Origin of the sequence: Idiomarina xiamenensis 10-D-4 (genome assembly GCF_000299895.1) — a bacterium.
In the GTDB taxonomy this organism is placed as follows: domain Bacteria; phylum Pseudomonadota; class Gammaproteobacteria; order Enterobacterales; family Alteromonadaceae; genus Idiomarina; species Idiomarina xiamenensis.
This window is the reverse complement of the sequence record NZ_AMRG01000004.1, coordinates 56,531-73,308: the sequence shown is the minus strand read 5'-3', so window position 1 is coordinate 73,308 and position 16,778 is coordinate 56,531. Positions and strand designations below refer to the sequence as shown.

15 protein-coding genes are annotated in these 16,778 nt (G+C 49.7%); 14 read left to right on the top strand and 1 reads right to left on the bottom strand.

Annotated features, from left to right (window positions below):
- Positions 1 to 19: 19 nt before the first annotated feature.
- The 13 genes from pspB (at position 20) to A10D4_RS03980 (ending at position 14,334) form a co-directional block, all read left to right on the top strand.
- Positions 20 to 259 carry an envelope stress response membrane protein PspB gene (gene pspB / locus A10D4_RS04040; protein WP_008487914.1) on the top strand — a complete coding sequence of 80 codons (240 nt, stop codon included), beginning with the start codon at positions 20 to 22 and terminating at the stop codon, positions 257 to 259.
- Positions 259 to 660 carry an envelope stress response membrane protein PspC gene (gene pspC / locus A10D4_RS04035; protein WP_008487913.1) on the top strand — a complete coding sequence of 134 codons (402 nt, stop codon included), beginning with the start codon at positions 259 to 261 and terminating at the stop codon, positions 658 to 660. The genes pspB and pspC overlap by 1 nt, the downstream gene beginning before the upstream one ends.
- Complete coding sequence (locus A10D4_RS04030; RefSeq protein ID WP_008487912.1) at positions 657 to 2,078, top strand: YcjX family GTP-binding protein; 1,422 nt, start codon at positions 657 to 659, stop codon at positions 2,076 to 2,078. Before pspC ends, A10D4_RS04030 begins: the two co-directional genes overlap by 4 nt.
- Positions 2,075 to 3,064, top strand: a complete 990-nt coding sequence (locus tag A10D4_RS04025) for a YcjF family protein (RefSeq protein ID WP_008487911.1) — start codon at positions 2,075 to 2,077, stop codon at positions 3,062 to 3,064. The genes A10D4_RS04030 and A10D4_RS04025 overlap by 4 nt, the downstream gene beginning before the upstream one ends.
- A gap of 162 nt (positions 3,065 to 3,226) precedes the next feature.
- On the top strand, positions 3,227 to 4,480 hold the full coding sequence (locus tag A10D4_RS04020) for a trans-sulfuration enzyme family protein (RefSeq protein ID WP_008487910.1): 1,254 nt from the start codon (positions 3,227 to 3,229) through the stop codon (positions 4,478 to 4,480).
- A gap of 85 nt (positions 4,481 to 4,565) precedes the next feature.
- Entirely contained in the window at positions 4,566 to 5,360 is a 795-nt protein-coding gene (gene phhA / locus A10D4_RS04015) for a phenylalanine 4-monooxygenase (RefSeq protein ID WP_008487908.1), read from the top strand.
- A gap of 57 nt (positions 5,361 to 5,417) precedes the next feature.
- Entirely contained in the window at positions 5,418 to 5,753 is a 336-nt protein-coding gene (locus A10D4_RS04010) for a 4a-hydroxytetrahydrobiopterin dehydratase (protein ID WP_008487907.1), read from the top strand.
- Positions 5,754 to 5,932: 179 nt separating this feature from the next.
- Positions 5,933 to 7,504, top strand: a complete 1,572-nt coding sequence (gene tyrR, locus A10D4_RS04005) for a transcriptional regulator TyrR (protein WP_008487905.1) — start codon at positions 5,933 to 5,935, stop codon at positions 7,502 to 7,504.
- A gap of 213 nt (positions 7,505 to 7,717) precedes the next feature.
- Positions 7,718 to 8,794, top strand: coding sequence for a 4-hydroxyphenylpyruvate dioxygenase (gene hppD / locus A10D4_RS04000; RefSeq protein WP_008487904.1), 1,077 nt, complete (start codon positions 7,718 to 7,720; stop codon positions 8,792 to 8,794).
- A complete protein-coding gene (locus tag A10D4_RS03995) occupies positions 8,787 to 9,920 on the top strand; it encodes a homogentisate 1,2-dioxygenase (RefSeq protein WP_008487903.1) in 1,134 nt (377 codons plus the stop codon). Before hppD ends, A10D4_RS03995 begins: the two co-directional genes overlap by 8 nt.
- Before the next feature lie 3 nt (positions 9,921 to 9,923).
- Complete coding sequence (locus A10D4_RS03990; protein ID WP_008487902.1) at positions 9,924 to 10,949, top strand: fumarylacetoacetate hydrolase family protein; 1,026 nt, start codon at positions 9,924 to 9,926, stop codon at positions 10,947 to 10,949.
- A complete protein-coding gene (gene maiA, locus A10D4_RS03985; RefSeq protein ID WP_008487901.1) occupies positions 10,946 to 11,590 on the top strand; it encodes a maleylacetoacetate isomerase in 645 nt (214 codons plus the stop codon). Before A10D4_RS03990 ends, maiA begins: the two co-directional genes overlap by 4 nt.
- Before the next feature lie 245 nt (positions 11,591 to 11,835).
- A complete protein-coding gene (locus tag A10D4_RS03980; protein WP_008487898.1) occupies positions 11,836 to 14,334 on the top strand; it encodes a S9 family peptidase in 2,499 nt (832 codons plus the stop codon).
- Between the two features lie 40 nt (positions 14,335 to 14,374).
- Here A10D4_RS03980 and rrtA read toward each other — a convergent pair whose 3' ends face one another.
- On the bottom strand, positions 14,375 to 14,962 hold the full coding sequence (gene rrtA, locus A10D4_RS13585) for a rhombosortase (protein ID WP_008487897.1): 588 nt from the start codon (positions 14,960 to 14,962) through the stop codon (positions 14,375 to 14,377).
- Positions 14,963 to 15,019: 57 nt separating this feature from the next.
- On the opposite strand from rrtA, the gene ggt reads away from it, so the two are divergent.
- Positions 15,020 to 16,777 (top strand): gamma-glutamyltransferase, encoded by a 1,758-nt coding sequence (ggt, locus tag A10D4_RS03970; protein WP_008487895.1) that lies wholly within the window; start codon positions 15,020 to 15,022, stop codon positions 16,775 to 16,777.
- The last annotated feature ends 1 nt before the right edge of the window (position 16,778 follow it).

The window sequence follows — 16,778 nt, the reverse complement described above, 5'->3', positions numbered from 1 at the left end:
AAAGTAAGGAAGACTGACTATGGATCACACCGCGCTGGCAGGCATATTGGTTACCCCGATCATTTTATTCATGATCTTTGTAGCGCCGTTCTGGGTCATCATGCATTACCGCAGTAAGCGCCAGATTAGTCAGGGGTTAACCGACGAAGAACGCGAACAGTTACAACAGCTGGTCGCCAAGGCTGAGAAAATGCGTGAACGGATACAAACGTTAGAGCATATTCTTGATGACGAAGCACCACAGTGGAGGAATCGCTAATGGATAGACACACTACGGCCAGAGGCAAACTCTATCGTAATAGTGCCGAAGGCAAAGTCGCAGGCGTTTGTGCTGGTATTGCCGACTACTTTTGCATCGAAACTTGGATTGTCCGTGTCATCGTATTAACCGGTGTATTTTTTACCAACGGCTTTGTTTTTATCGGCTATATCGCCTTGTGGTTTATTTTGGATAGCAAACCGCCGGTAAAGTTGGGTGAGCTGGAAAGCGTACGTGGTCACGGTGTAAAAACCCGTATTTGGGAAGCCGGTGACCCGCCAAGTAAAGCTTTTCAGCATATTCAGCAAGACATGGATGAGCTAGAGCAACAGTTACAACGTATGGAAACCTATGTAACCTCGCCGCAGTTTAGCTTAAATAAGGAATTGAAGAAGCTGTGACATTGAAGTCTCGTGTACGCCGTCAAAGTCAACAACTTAGCCAACAAGCCCGCGACCTCGTTGCTCGCGGGCTTGACCATCATGTCAGACTCGCCGTTACGGGCTTAAGTGGCGCTGGCAAAACCGCTTTTAATACTGCTTTAATTGACCAACTGTTACACGCCGCCGATAGCCATCATTTACCGTTCTGGCAAGCTTGGCAGAGTGGGCGTTACTTGGGCGCTAAATTAGTTGCACAGCCCGATTGGTCGATACCGCGTTTTGATTATGAGGCGGCCTTGCAAAGGCTAACGGCGACGCCCTCGAGTTGGCCACAATCGACCCGGGGCTTAAGTGAGATTCGTCTGCAATTGCGTAGCACACCCAAGCGACGTGGCTTGGGGCGACTACTAAATCAATTACAAGAGGTGCGCAACACCACCCTCGATATCTTAGATTACCCAGGTGAGTGGCTGCTTGATTTACCCTTATTACAGCAGAGTTATGCGCAGTGGAGCGAGCAACAGCGGCAATTATTACAAACAGCGCCACGGCAAGCGTTAGCAAAACCTTGGTTAAGCGCAGCACAGCAGTGGTTGACCACTGATAGCGACAGCGCGTTGCCGCACAGCGATCAACATATACGTTCGCTGGCTCAACAATTTCAGCAGTTTTTACAGGAGTGTCGTGAACAAGCGGGTTTGTATTGGTTGCAACCTGGGCGTTTATTGTTGCCTGGTGAGCTTGCTGGCGCGCCGGCTTTAGCATTTTTTCCTTGGCCATTAGCCGCCGCACCGCAGAACTCCGTGCAGCAGACACTATTTGAACAATTAGAAAAGCGTTATAACTATTACTGCGAGCAAGTCGTTAAGCCTTTTTATGAACAGCATTTTTTGCGGTTTAACCGACAAATCGTATTGGTTGATGTATTGGGTGCGCTGCGTCGTGGTGAAGCCGCTTTTGACGACTTACGATTTGCCTTGACGCAATTAATGAGTAGCTTTGCCTATGGTCATAATAGTCTATTTAAGCGTTTATTTTCACCGACCATTGAACGCGTGTTGTTTGTCGCATCGCAAGCCGATCAGGTAACCCCGGATCAACACCCGGCGTTGGCCGAACTGTTAGAGCAGCTAATACAACCGGCGCGCCAACGTTTACGTTATGACCGCATTGACCACCGCGTGTTGAGTGTGGCGGCGCTACGAACCACACAAGCGGGAAAAGTTAACCAGCAACAGGTATTGCAAGGTGTGCAACAAGGGCAGTCGGTGACGGTTGATCCGGGCTGGGTACCCAATCAGTTACCGCAAAGTAAAGACTGGCAGCAAGCATTTAACTATCCGTGCTTCGACCCCGTATTTAGCGGAGCCAGCTCACCATTACCCCATATTCGGCTGGATCAGGTCATCGATTATTTGCTAGGAGACAAACTGTGAGTGATAACCCGCAAGCGCGTCGCCAGCCTCGGTACTTTGATGCCGAGCAGCCACTCGAACAGTTGGCAGAAAGCGAACAGCAGGAATTGTTGCATGAGCCACCGCTGCAAACCGATCAGCCTAAATCCGCTCGCCTGTGGCGCTGGTTAAGCGCGGGCTTTGTGCTGTTGTTGCTGGCGGCGGCGGTGGAGACGGTACTGTTTATTCAAAGTAGTTGGCAGCAACATGCGTGGTTGGGCACGCTGTGGACCATCGCCATTGGTTTATTGTTGCTTGCGGTATTAGCGTTGTCGTTGCGCGAGTGGTGGCGAATGGTAAAATTGAAGCGCCGTTGGCGGCGCCAACAAGCCATGCAAGATGCGCAGCAGCCTTTTTCTGCGGAGTCACTGCTGGCTGAGCTGCAACGTGACGATTTGACCCAATTGTGGCAGCAACAGGATAGCGACCATTGGCATCCAGCCGAGTTACGTCAACGCTTCGAACTCGATATTCTGCAAAAAGTTGATAGCGCGGCCGAACGTGAGGTCAGTCGTTGGTCGATGGAAGCTGCCATTTTAGTCGCTGCCAGTCCCAGCGCGATATTGGATATGCTATTGGTGCTTTGGCGTAATCAACGCATGATCAATCGTATCGCTGGGCTTTATGGGGTTGAGTTAGGCTATTGGAGCCGAATACGTTTATGGCGCAAGATATTTACCAATATTGCTTATGCTGGATTCAGTGAAATCGTGACCGATGTGGGCGGTAGCATGCTCGGTGCCGAGCTTGCTGGTAAGCTGTCGTTGCGTGCTGGACAAGGATTGGGCGCAGGGTTACTCACCGCACGCTTGGGTTATCATTGCATGGCATTATGCCGTCCGATGCCGTTTCAGCATGTTAAAAGGCCGCGTTTAGCGGGTATTTATAAACCGCTATTACGGCAGCTAGGCGAGAAATTACCGCGGCTGTTTCGTGCTGCTGATACGGTAAAATCAGGACAGCGTTAGTCGCTAAAAATGGTATTTTGGATACTTATCTTTACGTTTTTGGTGTTTTTGTAATTATAGGTTTACAGCTTGGTCGTTGTTTGTCGCCACCAAGGCTTGCCTTTACACCCTAAGCCAAGCACTCTGTTGCTCGACACGATTTTGTAACAACAGAGATGAATCATGGCAACCGACAATAACAATAATGCCCCACCTCAGCACTCATCATGGCGTTTAGCGACACAAACCATTCACGCGGGTCGTGCGCATGATGATCCGCATGGCGCTTTAGTCGCGCCGCTATACCAATCGGCAACCTTTACCTTCGCTAATAGCCAGCAAGGCAGCGAGCGCTTTGCCGGTGATGCGCAGGGTTATATTTATTCTCGCTTAGGTAATCCAACGGTGACCGAGCTTGAGCAAAAAATGGCGGTGCTGGAGGCAGCTGCCACCGCTACTGGCATGGGTGCGGTATCGGCGGCAATGTTAGCTTTTTTAAAGCAGGGCGATCATATTTTGGTGGCAAAAGCCATTTATGGCTGCAGCTTCGCGTTATTTTCCGAGCTATTTACACGTTTTGGTATCAGCGTCGATTTTGTCGACATGACCACCCCGCAAAGCGTTGCTAAAGCCATGCGCGACAACACTCGTCTGTTGTTTTTAGAAACGCCGGCAAATCCTCATTTGCAGGTGATTGATATTGCCGCTATCGCCGATATCGGTCATCAATATGGTGCCCGCGTGGTGGTTGATAACACCTTCATGACACCGCTATTTCAGCGTCCGCGTGAGCAGGGTGCCGATATTGTCATTCATAGTGCCACGAAGTACCTCAATGGTCATGGCGATGTTGTTGCTGGTGTGATTTGCGGCAATGAGGATGACATCGCACTGATCAAGTCTACCACCTTAAAAGATATGGGCGCGACCATCAGCCCGCATGATGCTTGGTTAATTTTACGCGGTTTAAAAACGCTGGACGTACGCATGCAACGGCACATGCAAAACGCTCAACAAGTTGCTGACTTCTTGCAGCAGCATAAAGCCGTCGCCACACTGTACTTTCCTGGTTGCGCTGACCATCCGGCACAAGCCTTAATGGGTACTCAAATGCATGCTGCTGGTGCTGTCATTGCGTTTGAGTTAGAGGGGGATGAAGCGCAAGCACGACGCTTTTTAGATGCGTTGCAATTGATCACGTTAGCGGTCAGTTTAGGCGATGCCGAAAGCCTTATTCAGCACCCCGCATCAATGACACATTCGCCGTTTACCCCGGAGGCACGTCAAGCCGCTGGCATTAGCGATACTTTGGTACGTTTGTCGGTGGGGCTCGAGGCGATTGAAGATATTCTTGCCGATTTAGCGCAGGCGCTAGCGGTAGCCACTGCGCAACCAGCAACGACATCGCGGTCTACAACAATAAAGCATGCCGGTTAAAACGGCGTCGATAAACGATTGTCTATAATGAATGATCAGTAACCACTTTGATGATCACAAGAGGAAAATAACAGGGTAACTATTTATGGGTAAACAGAGTCAATACGTGTCAAGAGAACCGGATAGCGACGGCATTATTCATTGGAGTGACGAGGAAAACGCGGTATGGCGTGACCTTGTCGAGCGCCAATTAACCTATATTCCCGGTAAAGCTTGCGACGAGTATATGCAGGGGCTCGACTTGTTAAATTTGCCGCAAGATCGCATTCCGCAATTACACGAGTTAAATACGGTATTAGAGAAGGCGACGGGGTGGCAGGTAGCGCCGGTACCGGCGTTGATTCCGTTTGACGAGTTCTTTCGTTTATTAGCCAATAAGCAGTTTCCGGTAGCCACCTTTATCCGTACCCGAGAAGAGTTTGATTATTTGCAAGAGCCCGATATTTTTCACGAAATATTTGGACACTGTCCACTATTGACCAATCCGGCATTCGCACACTTTACTCATCAGTACGGTAAGTTAGGTTATGCTGCAACGCCGAAGCAACGGGTTTATTTGGCGCGCTTGTATTGGTTTACAGTTGAATTCGGTTTGTTAAAAACGGCAGATGGTTTGCGTATTTATGGCGGCGGCATCTTGTCGTCACCCGGCGAAACCCTATATGCGGTCAATAGTGACAAACCTGAGCGCAAGCCCCTACAACCGTTAGATGCGTTACGTACGCCGTATCGAATCGATATCATGCAACCGATTTATTACACCATCGACAGTGTCGACCGGCTGTTTGAAATTGCCGATTTAGATATTATGGCGCTAGTTGATGAAGCCATGGAGCTGGGATTGTTCGAGCCCAAGTTTCCGCCCAAAGATGCCGCTTGATTTGGCATGGCGAATAACCAACAGTATTAACGATTAAAAATTAACAAGGAGTAAAGCATGGCAGAATTGCAAGCAATGAAGTGTGAAGCATGTCGCGGCGACGTACCTAAAGTATCGGATGACGAATTAGCTAGTCTATTACGTGAAATTCCGGACTGGACGCCGGTTACTCGCGACGGCGTTATGCAGTTAGAACGTGAATTCAAATTTAAAAACTTCAAACAGGCGTTGGCGTTTACCAACCGTATTGGTGATATTGCCGAAGATGAAATGCATCATCCTACCTTGGTTACCGAATGGGGCAAGGTTACGGTCACGTGGTGGACTCACGCGATTAATGGCTTGCATAAAAATGACTTTATCATGGCCGCCAAAACTGACGCTGCGCTGTAAACTGATAGGCATCGAAGTAATGATAAAAACCCCAGTTAATCTGGGGTTTTTTGTGGGTATTCAAACACTATCGAGTTAACAACATTAGCTTACAATTTGCCTGCTAAGTATCTATCATTTGCCGAACAAGGTATGTATAATTTGCTTTACATTTTATCTGCCGGTTTCAGTGGAACGGTATGCGCTTAGAGATCACGTGTGAAGACCGCCTGGGGTTATGCCAGGATGTGTTGCAGATCCTTCGTGACCATGAAATTGATTTACGTGGTATAGAAGTCGATCCGCGCGGAAAAATTTTCCTCAACTTTCCTGAATTAGCGTTCGAAGATTTCAGTCATTTGATGCCTGAAATTCGACGTATTCCTAACGTCCAGGATGTAAAGACCGTTCCTTATATGCCTTCGGAACGCGAACATTTTGAGTTTTCCTTATTGCTGAGTACCTTACCCGACCCGGTGCTGTCGGTAGATAGCCGTGGCCGCATCGACATTATTAATGATGCGGCTCGAGAACTGTTAGCTGACAACGAACAAACACTCAGTGGTACGTTGCTAAGCCAATGGATGAGTGGTTTTAACATTGGCCGATGGCTAGAAAAAGTACCGAAACAGCCGAGTGTTGAGCAAATTAGCGTTGGTGGTGCTAAGTTTCTTGCTGATTTATTACCGATTTGGGTAACTGGCGACGACGGTGAGGATGCCTTTGCCGGAGCGGTGGTGACCTGTAAGGCTCGGCCTGTCACCGAAAGTTGGCGTCGCGGCGGTAACGACAATGCCTTCCGCCGGGTTATCGGTGAACACGCCAGTATTCGGCGTGTCATTCGCGATGCGCTGCGTATGGCCGAATTACAAGCACCGTTATTAATTGAGGGTGAAACCGGAGTCGGTAAAGAGCTGTTAGCCCGAGCATGTCATGAAGCCAGTCAACGTGCTGAAAAGCCATTACTGGCGGTCAATTGTGCCGCCTTACCCGATAATGTCGCGGAGAGCGAACTATTTGGTCATGGCGCAGGTGTGTTGAGTAGTCAAAGCGAAGCCAAGAAAGGTATTTTAGAACAAGCCGATGGCGGCACCGTGCTCTTGGATTCGGTCGGTGAAATGTCTGCGGAATTGCAAACCAAGCTGTTACGTTTTGTCCAAGATGGTGTATTTCGACGTGTCGGTGAAGAGCAAGAAGTGCGTGTCGATGTGCGCTTGATTTGCACCGCGCAAGGCGACTTATATGAACGTGTTGAACAAGGCCTATTTCGCGAAGATTTATATTATCGTTTGAACGTACTAACGTTGAAAGTACCGACTTTGCGTGAACGAAAAAGCGATATTTTATTGTTGGCCGAGCATGTGATTGCGCGAGCCTGCCAACAATTAGGGCGTAGTTTAGTGAGTATGAGCCGCAGTTGTCGAGACTACTTAAGTCGTTACCAGTGGCCGGGTAACGTGCGGCAATTAGAGAACACCCTGTTCCGTAGTATTTCGATGCTCGAGGGCGATAAGTTAGATCCGGATGATATTAAGTTGCCGGAGCTAACGGCGGTAGACGAATCGTTGGCTATCGATTTAGAGGATGGCAGCCTAGAGGATGCGGTGAAGAAATTTGAAAGCACCATTTTGAAGCGCCTATATCCCAGTTACCCCAGTACCCGGCAATTGGCGCGTAAATTAGGGCTTTCGCATACCGCAGTAGCGAACAAATTGCGTGATTACGGCATCGGCAAGCAACGCCGTAAAAATACCAGTCGTAAAGAAAACTAGACAGCTTAGCGGCTGTTAGTCAACAAAAGCGTACAGAACAATAAGGCGCAGACGCGAGTCTGCGCCTTTTGTATTTTTTGCTTTACAAAATGCTATTTTCACACGCCGATAGAAAAGCGTACTGGGGACTAGGCAAATGCCTTCAGCTCACGCTAAATAGCGGGTGTTTGACTACAATAACGAGATAACTCGAATAACGAAGGAAGTATCATTATGACAGACAACACCGTAAATCCATTGCAAACCGACGGCTTTGAATTCGTCGAGTATACCGCTCCCGATCAAGCGGGTATTGATGCGCTGAAAGACCTGTTCAGTAAGTTAGGTTTTACCGAAGTGGCTAAACATCGTCATAAAGACGTTTGGTTGTATAAGCAAAATGACATTAACTTTGTCATCAATGCTAACCCCGGTGGTCAGGCTGAGCAATTTGCACGTGAGCACGGCCCTAGCGTTTGCGCGATGGCTTGGCGCGTGAAGGACGCTAAGCACGCGTTTGAATATGCGGTTAAAAATGGTGCCAAGCCTGTTAAGCGTGAAGTCGGCATCATGGAACTCAATATTCCGGCGGTTTATGGCATTGGTGAGAGCTTATTGTACTTTGTTGATCGCTACCAAGGTCAGAGTATCTACGACGTCGATTTCGACTTTTATGATAACTGGCAAGACAAAATGAACGACCACGCCGCTGGCTTGTTTGAAATTGACCACCTCACGCACAACGTGTTCCGTGGCAACATGGATACCTGGGCGGGTTTCTACGAGCGTATCGCTAACTTCCGTGAGATCCGTTACTTCGATATTGAAGGTAAATTAACCGGCTTGTTAAGCCGCGCTATGACTGCACCTTGTGGCAAAATTCGTATTCCAATTAATGAGTCTCACGACGATAAATCGCAAATTGAAGAGTATCTGCGTGAATACAAAGGCGAGGGTATTCAGCATATCGCGCTGACCAGCGACGATATTTATAAGACGGTACGTGATTTACGTAGCATCGGTATGGAGTTCATGGATACGCCAGATACTTATTACGAGAAAATTGACGAACGCGTAGAGGGTCACCAAGAAGACGTCGATGCACTGCGTAAGCAACGCATTCTAATCGATGGTGCACCGATGAAAGACGGCATTTTATTGCAAATTTTCACGCAAACCGTGATTGGCCCGGTATTCTTCGAGATCATTCAGCGCAAGGGTAACGAAGGCTTCGGCGAGGGTAACTTTAAAGCCCTATTTGAATCAATTGAAGAAGATCAGATTCGCCGTGGAGTATTGAGCGATGCGTAAATGGATTAGCTTTCCGAAACAGGTTGGCGAAGCCTCTAAACAGGCGCACGCTGACTTTCCGGAGCAGGCCATTTATGAACGTGAAGCGGGTCGAAGTGGTTTCTTCGGCCCAGCCGCGCACTTTCATCATCAACATGCACCAACCGGGTGGCAAACGTGGGAAGGGCCGTTACGGCCTCGCGCCTTTAACTTTAACGAGTTAGCTGAGCCTGCGCCCGAATCGCCTTGGTCGGCGGCAACCTTGTTGCATAATGCTTCGTGTCAGATGCGTATTTGGCATTGTCAGCAAGCGATGCCGTTTTTGGTGCGCAATGCCGATGGTGATGATTTGCTGTTTGTTCATGAAGGGCGTGCTGATTTATTTTGTGACTACGGCCACATTACCTTAGAAAAGGGTGACTACTTTGTTATTCCTCGTTCTACCATGTGGCGTATCGAGCCCTTGGAGCCGGTGCAGTTACTGATGATAGAGGCTACTAATGGCGCTTATCAGTTGCCGGAAAAAGGCTTGGTCGGTAATCATGCGATTTTTGACCCAGCGTGTTTAGATGTGCCAGACATCGATGCAGCTTTCAAAGCGCAATACAGCGAAGAAGCGTGGCAGGTGCAGGTCAAACGGCACGGTCAGGTGTCGGTTATCAGCTATCCGTATAACCCGCTAGATGCTATCGGCTGGCACGGCGATTTAGCCCCAGTACGTTTGAATTGGCGTGATATTCGACCACTCATGAGTCACCGTTATCATTTACCGCCATCGGCGCATACAACCTTCGTCGCCGAACGTTTCGTGGTCTGCACTTTTGTACCTCGGCCAATTGAATCTGATCCAGGTGCACTGAAAGTGCCGTTTTATCACAATAACGACGATTACGATGAAGTGTTATTTTACCATGAAGGCGACTTCTTTAGTCGCGATAACATTGAACGTGGTATGGTGACCTTCCATCCGGCGGGCTTTACTCACGGGCCACACCCGAAAGCGTTTAAAGCCGGTCGCGAACACAAGAAGACATTCACTGACGAAGTGGCGGTGATGCTGGACACCCGCGATGCGCTACAGGTTGGCGAGGCGGCAACAGCGGTTGAGAACCGCGACTACGTCAATAGTTGGCAGGAGGCAAAATAACGCATGAAATTTGCGACATATCGAAATGGTACGCGTGACGGACAGCTGATGGTTGTCAGTCGAGATTTACGCAAAGCAGTGGCAGTACCTGCCATTGCCGCGACATTGCAAGAAGTGTTAGATGACTGGGACGACGTAAGCGCGCAGTTGCAAGCGGTTTATGACCAGCTAAACAGTGGTCAGGCGGTAGATGCCGAAGATTTTAATGAGCAACTCTGTGAATCACCGTTACCCCGTGCCTATCAATGGGCCGACGGTAGTGCTTACGTCAATCACGTCGAATTAGTGCGAAAAGCGCGTAATGCTGAAATGCCACCCAGCTTTTGGGAAGATCCGCTTATGTATCAGGGCGGCTCTGACGATTTCTTGGGACCCAAGGACGATATCGAAATGGCGTCGACCGAATGGGGCATTGATTTTGAGGGTGAAATTGCGGTCATCACCGATGACGTACCGATGGGCGTTAGCGAGGCCGAAGCGGGTGACCATATTCGCCTGTTAATGCTGGTAAACGATGTGTCGTTACGCGGCTTGATCCCTAACGAATTGGGTAAAGGCTTCGGCTTTTTCCAATCTAAACCGTCGTCAGCGTTCTCGCCTGTGGCGGTAACACCGGACGAGTTAGGCGACAAATGGCGTGAACATAAAGTGCATCTGCCGCTGCTATCGACCTACAATCAAAAGCCGTTTGGTAAACCCAATGCCGGTGAAGATATGACCTTTAGCTTTGCGCGTTTAGTCGCGCACGCGGCTAAAACTCGTCATTTAGGCGCTGGCGCTATTATCGGCTCAGGCACGGTATCAAACAAGCAAGGCACCGATCACGGCACCTCGATCGACGAGGGTGGCGTTGGCTATAGTTGTATTGCCGAGATCCGGATGATCGAAACCATTCGTGATGGAAAACCGACTACCGCGTTTATGAATTTCGACGATACCATCAAATTAGAGATGCTGGACGAAAACGGTGAGAGTATCTTTGGTAGCATCGATCAGCGCGTAGTGAAGTACGCGGGTTATCAATCATGAGCCTTAAACTCTATGGATACTGGCGCTCCGGCGCCACCTATCGAGTGCGCTTAGCGTTGCATTTAAAAGGTCTGAAGTTTGATTATCAGCCAGTGCATTTAGTTAAAGATGGTGGCGAGCAGCATCAGCAGGCTTACCAACAAATGACTCCAACCGAGCTGGTGCCGACCTTGGTCGATGGCGATATGACGTTGCATCAGTCGCCTGCGATTCTTGAGTATCTGGAAGAACGATATCCACAGCCAGCTTTATTGCCAGAGCAAGAGCCGCAGCGCTCGTTAGCGCGAGCCTTAGCACTGGACATGGCTTGCGATTTACAGCCGCTGAATAATTTGCGCGTACTTCAATATTTAACGAATGATTTAGCACTTAACGACGAGCAAAAGCAGGCGTGGATTGCGCATTGGACTAAGCGTGCCTTCACCGCTCTTGAACAAAGCTTGAGCCGCAGCGCGGGTCGTTATTGTGTGGGTGATCAAGTGACATTCGCAGACGTATGTTTGCTGCCACAGGTCTATCATGCGCAACGCTTTAAGGTGGCGCTAGACGATTTTCCCACCCTGATGCAGGTGCATCATAACTTGCAACAGTTACCTGCAGTTATCGCTTCGCGTCCGGAAAATCAGCCAGATGCTCAGTAGCTTTGGTATCGACCCATACCGATAGACCCATACCGATACTGAATCATAAATCGTTTTAACGCATTGGCGTAGCGGCTGTAACGGCGGCTACGCCTTTTTATCGCTGCGTATTATGCTGACGCCACATCGCAATCTGCCGCGCATTGGTCGCATGAATTGTGCTGTAGACTCGCCAGCGCGGTGACAATCTGGTTAAATGCGGTGGGTAAAGTAGGCACTCGATTCAAATAAAAAGGACAAGCTCCATGCAAAAGAAATTGGTCGTGGCTATTGCAGCAGCCTTGCTGACCGCCTCCTGTGCGTCGACTACGCCAGGGCAGTCGACAGCAGCGACATCACCATTAAACACGCAAACGCAGCAAGCCGACAGCTTAGCAACCGCTCAAGGGACTGCCGAGCTGACCATGGAACAGATTATGGCCGATCCGGATTGGCTAGGTCGCGCCCCCGAAAATGCGTACTGGTCGCTCGATAGTGAAGCGGTGTTTTATCAGCAAAAGCGTGCCGCGAGTGTCGTCAAAGACTTGTATCGTCAACCGTTAAACGGCGCTGCAGCTAGCGCTGTCAACTTAGCCGATTTACATCGCGTGGCTTATGATGGCGGGCTGCGCTCACACGATGGACGATTTGTTGCTTATACTTTTGAAGGCAACGTTTTTGTCTACGACAACATGCAGCAACAAACACGTCAGTTGACCCGCGATGCAGCGCGGCAGTCTGAACTACAGTTTCTTAATGATGGCCGTATTGCTTACCAGCAAGGCGACGGTATTTTCGCCGTTGATGTCACTAGCGGTGCCATCGAACAGTTAGCTGCATGGCAATTTGCTGAGCAACAGCCGGCTGTTGCAGAAGCGAAAGATTTCGTCGCGCGTGAGGCGATTCAACTCAGTAAATTCTTACAAAGCGAACGTCATAACCGTCAAGCACGAGCTGACCAGCAGCAAGCATTGGCGCAGGCAAATCGTTCGTTAATGAGCAATGAGTTTTACCTAGGCAACGATCAGCAATTGGTGCAGGCTAGCATTTCGCCAAATGCCGACCGTTTGATCATCGTTACTCGCGACAAACAAAGTTGGCGTGATGATGGCGATATCATGCCGAATTATATCAACGAAGATGGCCGTATCAGCGCAGAGAAGGTTCGTCGCCGTGTGGCCGATGCCAAGCCTGAAAACCACCGGGTGATACTGATTAATCTCGAAGACGGTAGTCAAAGCACACTGACATACAATAGCTTGCCAGGTTGGAACGACGATGTGTTAGCCGACGTTAAACGCGAGAACTACAAAGCCCAAGGCAAGACCTATCAATCAGAAAAAGCACCGCGCGCCATTACTCTGATGCAAGATTGGGGCTGGGAGAAAGGCCCAATCCGCTGGAATCAGCGTGGTTCAGAAGTGGCCATGATGTTGGAAGCGTGGGACAACAAAGATCGTTGGATTGTGACCGTTGATTTTGATGCTAAGCAATTTCGGGTACAGGACCGCCTGCATGACGATGCCTGGATCAACTACACCCACAACGACTTTGGCTGGTTAAACAGCGACGATGCGCTGTGGTATCAATCTGAGCAAAGTGGTTATTCGCAATTATACGTGAAACCGTTGGCGGGCAGTGAACGGGCCTTAACACAAGGCCGTTTTGTGGTCGAATCACCGACGCTTAGTCCCGATGGCGAATATCTTTATTTCCAAGCCAATAAGAAGCATCCGGGCGTTTATGAAGTTTATCGTGTTGCGGTAGATGGCGGTGAGGTGGAGCAGTTAACTAACTTAGGCGGCATCAACGATTATCGCTTAAGTCCTAATGGTAAACAGCTGTTGCTCACGCACTCCTCGGCGTTACAGCCGCCAGAGCTGATGGTACAAGCGGTTGCCGCTAATGCCCAAGCTCAGCAGTTAACCCATACCACTTCCGAAAAATTTGAAAGTATCGATTGGACTGCACCGAGCGTAGTGGCAATTCCGTCCAGCCATGGCGAACACCCGATTTATTCACGCCTGTACTTGCCTGATGACTTTGATCCAAACCGTGCTGAACAATACCCAGCGGTGGTGTTTATCCATGGCGCCGGTTATTTGCAAAATGCGCACATGGGGTGGTCAGGCTACTTCCGTGAATTCATGTTTCATAGCTTGCTGAATAAACACGGCTACGTGGTGTTGGACGTCGATTATCGCGGTTCAAAAGGCTACGGCCGTGACTGGCGTACTGCTATTTATCGCCAAATGGGTACGCCAGAAGTGGAAGACTTGGTCGACGCGGTCAACTGGTTGGGTAACAATAGCCACGTAGATACTCAGCGCGTTGGTACCTATGGCGGCTCTTATGGCGGCTTCCTGACCTTTATGGCGCTGTTTAAAGAGCCGGGTCTGTTTCAGGCTGGTGCCGCGTTGCGACCCGTGTCGGATTGGGCTCATTACAATACCGGCTATACCGCCAATATTCTTAACTTGCCCGATGACGACGCCATCGCTTATCGCCGTAGCTCGCCGATTTATTTTGCCGATGGCCTTGAGGATGCATTGCTAATCAACTCACCAATGGTGGATGATAATGTGTTCTTCCAAGATTCGGTGCGGGTGGTACAACGTTTGATCGAATTGCAAAAAGAAGATTGGGAAACCGCTATTTATCCAGTAGAGCCGCACGGTTTCCGTCAGCCAAGCAGTTGGTTGAACGAATATCGCCGTATCTTTAAATTATTTGAAGAGAACCTAAAGTCTGATACGACTCAATAAAAGCGTGGCTTGCCACTCGCCCTGCGAGTCGCTTTTTTATTTATGCGGAGTGAGCTAACGGCTGCCGCGCCGTGTAGCTAGCAACGATACCGCCGATCACGCCACTGGCGTGGATCACCCAAACTGCTTGGCCCATATTGGGCAATGCCAGAGGGCTGTTGCCGGTGACCGAAAAGCCGCAGGCTTCGGCGATAATTTTGGCAACGATGATGATTAGCACCACAACGCTTAACTTATCACCCTGACGGGTATCTCCTAATAAACAGAAAATGATCAAGCCGTGTAAAATCCCCGACAAGCCGACAAACCGTTGTGGTTGTCCGACTAACCATACCAATAGACAACACACCACACTGCAAATTAATAGCACATTCAGTAAGCGCCGAGCGCTGAGCTGACGTTGCCAAATTAACACGATCATGATTAAGGCTAACCAATTGAGTAAGCCGTGCTGATAGTTTAAATGGAGCAAGTGAGCACTAAAAAAACGCCACGGTTGTGACCATAATTGCGCGTGGTCATAGTCCAACAGCGCAAACCATTGCGCTTGAGTTTGCAAGCACAGGCTTATAACGACCAGTATTAATGTCGCTAACAGTAATTGGAAAAATGGGGATTTAATTTGCACGCTAACTGTCGCCCTCGTATGATAGATGCACTTGATTTTAGCCTGTGTAGAGGGTGTATGTACAAGAATCTAATTGCCTTATCGCTAACTTTGACCGCCACGCTAACGCTAACGGCTTGTGGTGGTGCGCCGCAACAGCGTGAAGCGCGCGAACCCGAAGCCGCCACCGGCGTAGTCGACAAACAGTTGGTTGAGGGGCAGCATTTTATGGTCGCCGCAGCCACACCATTGGCCGCTAATGCTGGATATCACATGCTAGAACAAGGCGGTAGTGCCATTGATGCGGCTATTGCTGTACAAGCCATGTTAACCTTAACCGAGCCACAGTCGTCAGGTATTGGTGGTGGTGCGTTTATTTTGTATTGGGATAATAACGAGAAGAAGCTCTATAGCATTGATGCTCGTGAACGCGCGCCATTGGCGGCAACGCCATCGCTGTTTTTAGACTCGCAGGGCAATGCGCCGCGTTGGATTGATGCGGTGGTCGGTGGCCGCTCGGTGGGTGTGCCTGGTGTACTGCGTGGTTTGGAATTAGCGCATCAACGCTGGGGCAAACTGGATTGGCAACCGCTGTTTGCGGAAACCATCGATAAAGCCGAACAGGGCTTTAAGGTATCTCCCCGACTGGCCAAGCTGGTTGAGCTAGAGATTAATCCCGGATTGCGCAAAATGCCAACCGCCAGCGACTACTTCTTCCCCAATGGTAAACCCTTACAGGCCGGTACGTTAAAAAAGAATCCTGAATTGGCCGACACGCTAACGCGCATCGCGGAGCAGGGCGCCGATGCTTTTTATCAAGGCGAATTAGCACAACAGCTAGTCAGCGCCGTTCAGCAAAGCCCGATAGCCCCGGGTAAGCTCGCTCTACAAGACTTAACACAATATCAAGCTAAGCTACGCGAGCCGGTCTGCCAAGGTTATCATCAGTATCAGGTTTGCGGCATGGGCCCACCGAGTTCTGGCGCCTTAACCATCGGTCAATTACTGGGCATTTTGGAGCAGACCAATATTGCCGAGCAACAGCCCAATAGCGCTGAGGCGGTGCATTTATTTACCCAAGCCTCGCGCTTGGCATTCGCCGATCGCGATTATTACATCGCTGACAGCGATTTTGTTGAGGTGCCAAGCGAAGCAATGCTGGCCCCCGACTACTTGGCCAGTCGAGCTAGCTTGATCACAGACAACGATATGGGTAGCGCAGAGCACGGGCAACCGGTAGCTGGTGAATGGGGCCAAGATTTAGCCTATGAATTGCCCAACACGAGCCATGTGTCAATTGTTGACGCTGAAGGTAATGCGCTGTCAATGACCACCAGTATCGAAATGGGGTTTGGTTCCACGGTGATGGTCAATGGCTTCCTGTTGAATAACCAGTTAACCGACTTTTCACTGCAACCGCGTGACCAACAAGGACGTTTGATTGCCAACCGCGTCGAAGCCGGAAAACGTCCGCGTAGTTCGATGTCACCAACCATTGTGTTAAGTGAAGATGGTCAGCGCGTAGTGCATGTGATAGGTTCACCGGGTGGTAGCCGTATCATTGATTACGTGGCACAGACGCTGGTGGCTCTGCTGGATTGGGACATGACCATGCAGCAAGCAGTCGCTTTACCGCATGTGACCAATCGTAATGATTACACCGCACTCGAGCAGGGTACAGCAATTACGGATGTTGCTGAGGCATTAAAAGCACGTGGCCATGAGGTTAAAGTGATGTCGTTAAATAGTGGCTTACACGGCATTACGGTGACTGCGGAAGGGGGCTTGCAAGGGGGTGCAGACCCGCGCCGCGAAGGTATCGCCAAGGGGCAATAAC

What these genes read in the sequence shown, in the direction of transcription:
- pspB (WP_008487914.1), top strand. Translation starts at nt 20, where the DNA reads ATGGATCACACCGCGCTGGCAGGCATATTGGTTACCCCGATCATTTTA.
- pspC (WP_008487913.1), top strand. Translation starts at nt 259, where the DNA reads ATGGATAGACACACTACGGCCAGAGGCAAACTCTATCGTAATAGTGCC.
- A10D4_RS04020 (WP_008487910.1), top strand. Translation starts at nt 3,227, where the DNA reads ATGGCAACCGACAATAACAATAATGCCCCACCTCAGCACTCATCATGG.
- phhA (WP_008487908.1), top strand. Translation starts at nt 4,566, where the DNA reads ATGGGTAAACAGAGTCAATACGTGTCAAGAGAACCGGATAGCGACGGC.
- A10D4_RS04010 (WP_008487907.1), top strand. Translation starts at nt 5,418, where the DNA reads ATGGCAGAATTGCAAGCAATGAAGTGTGAAGCATGTCGCGGCGACGTA.
- tyrR (WP_008487905.1), top strand. Translation starts at nt 5,933, where the DNA reads ATGCGCTTAGAGATCACGTGTGAAGACCGCCTGGGGTTATGCCAGGAT.
- hppD (WP_008487904.1), top strand. Translation starts at nt 7,718, where the DNA reads ATGACAGACAACACCGTAAATCCATTGCAAACCGACGGCTTTGAATTC.
- A10D4_RS03995 (WP_008487903.1), top strand. Translation starts at nt 8,787, where the DNA reads ATGCGTAAATGGATTAGCTTTCCGAAACAGGTTGGCGAAGCCTCTAAA.
- A10D4_RS03990 (WP_008487902.1), top strand. Translation starts at nt 9,924, where the DNA reads ATGAAATTTGCGACATATCGAAATGGTACGCGTGACGGACAGCTGATG.
- maiA (WP_008487901.1), top strand. Translation starts at nt 10,946, where the DNA reads ATGAGCCTTAAACTCTATGGATACTGGCGCTCCGGCGCCACCTATCGA.
- A10D4_RS03980 (WP_008487898.1), top strand. Translation starts at nt 11,836, where the DNA reads ATGCAAAAGAAATTGGTCGTGGCTATTGCAGCAGCCTTGCTGACCGCC.
- ggt (WP_008487895.1), top strand. Translation starts at nt 15,020, where the DNA reads ATGTACAAGAATCTAATTGCCTTATCGCTAACTTTGACCGCCACGCTA.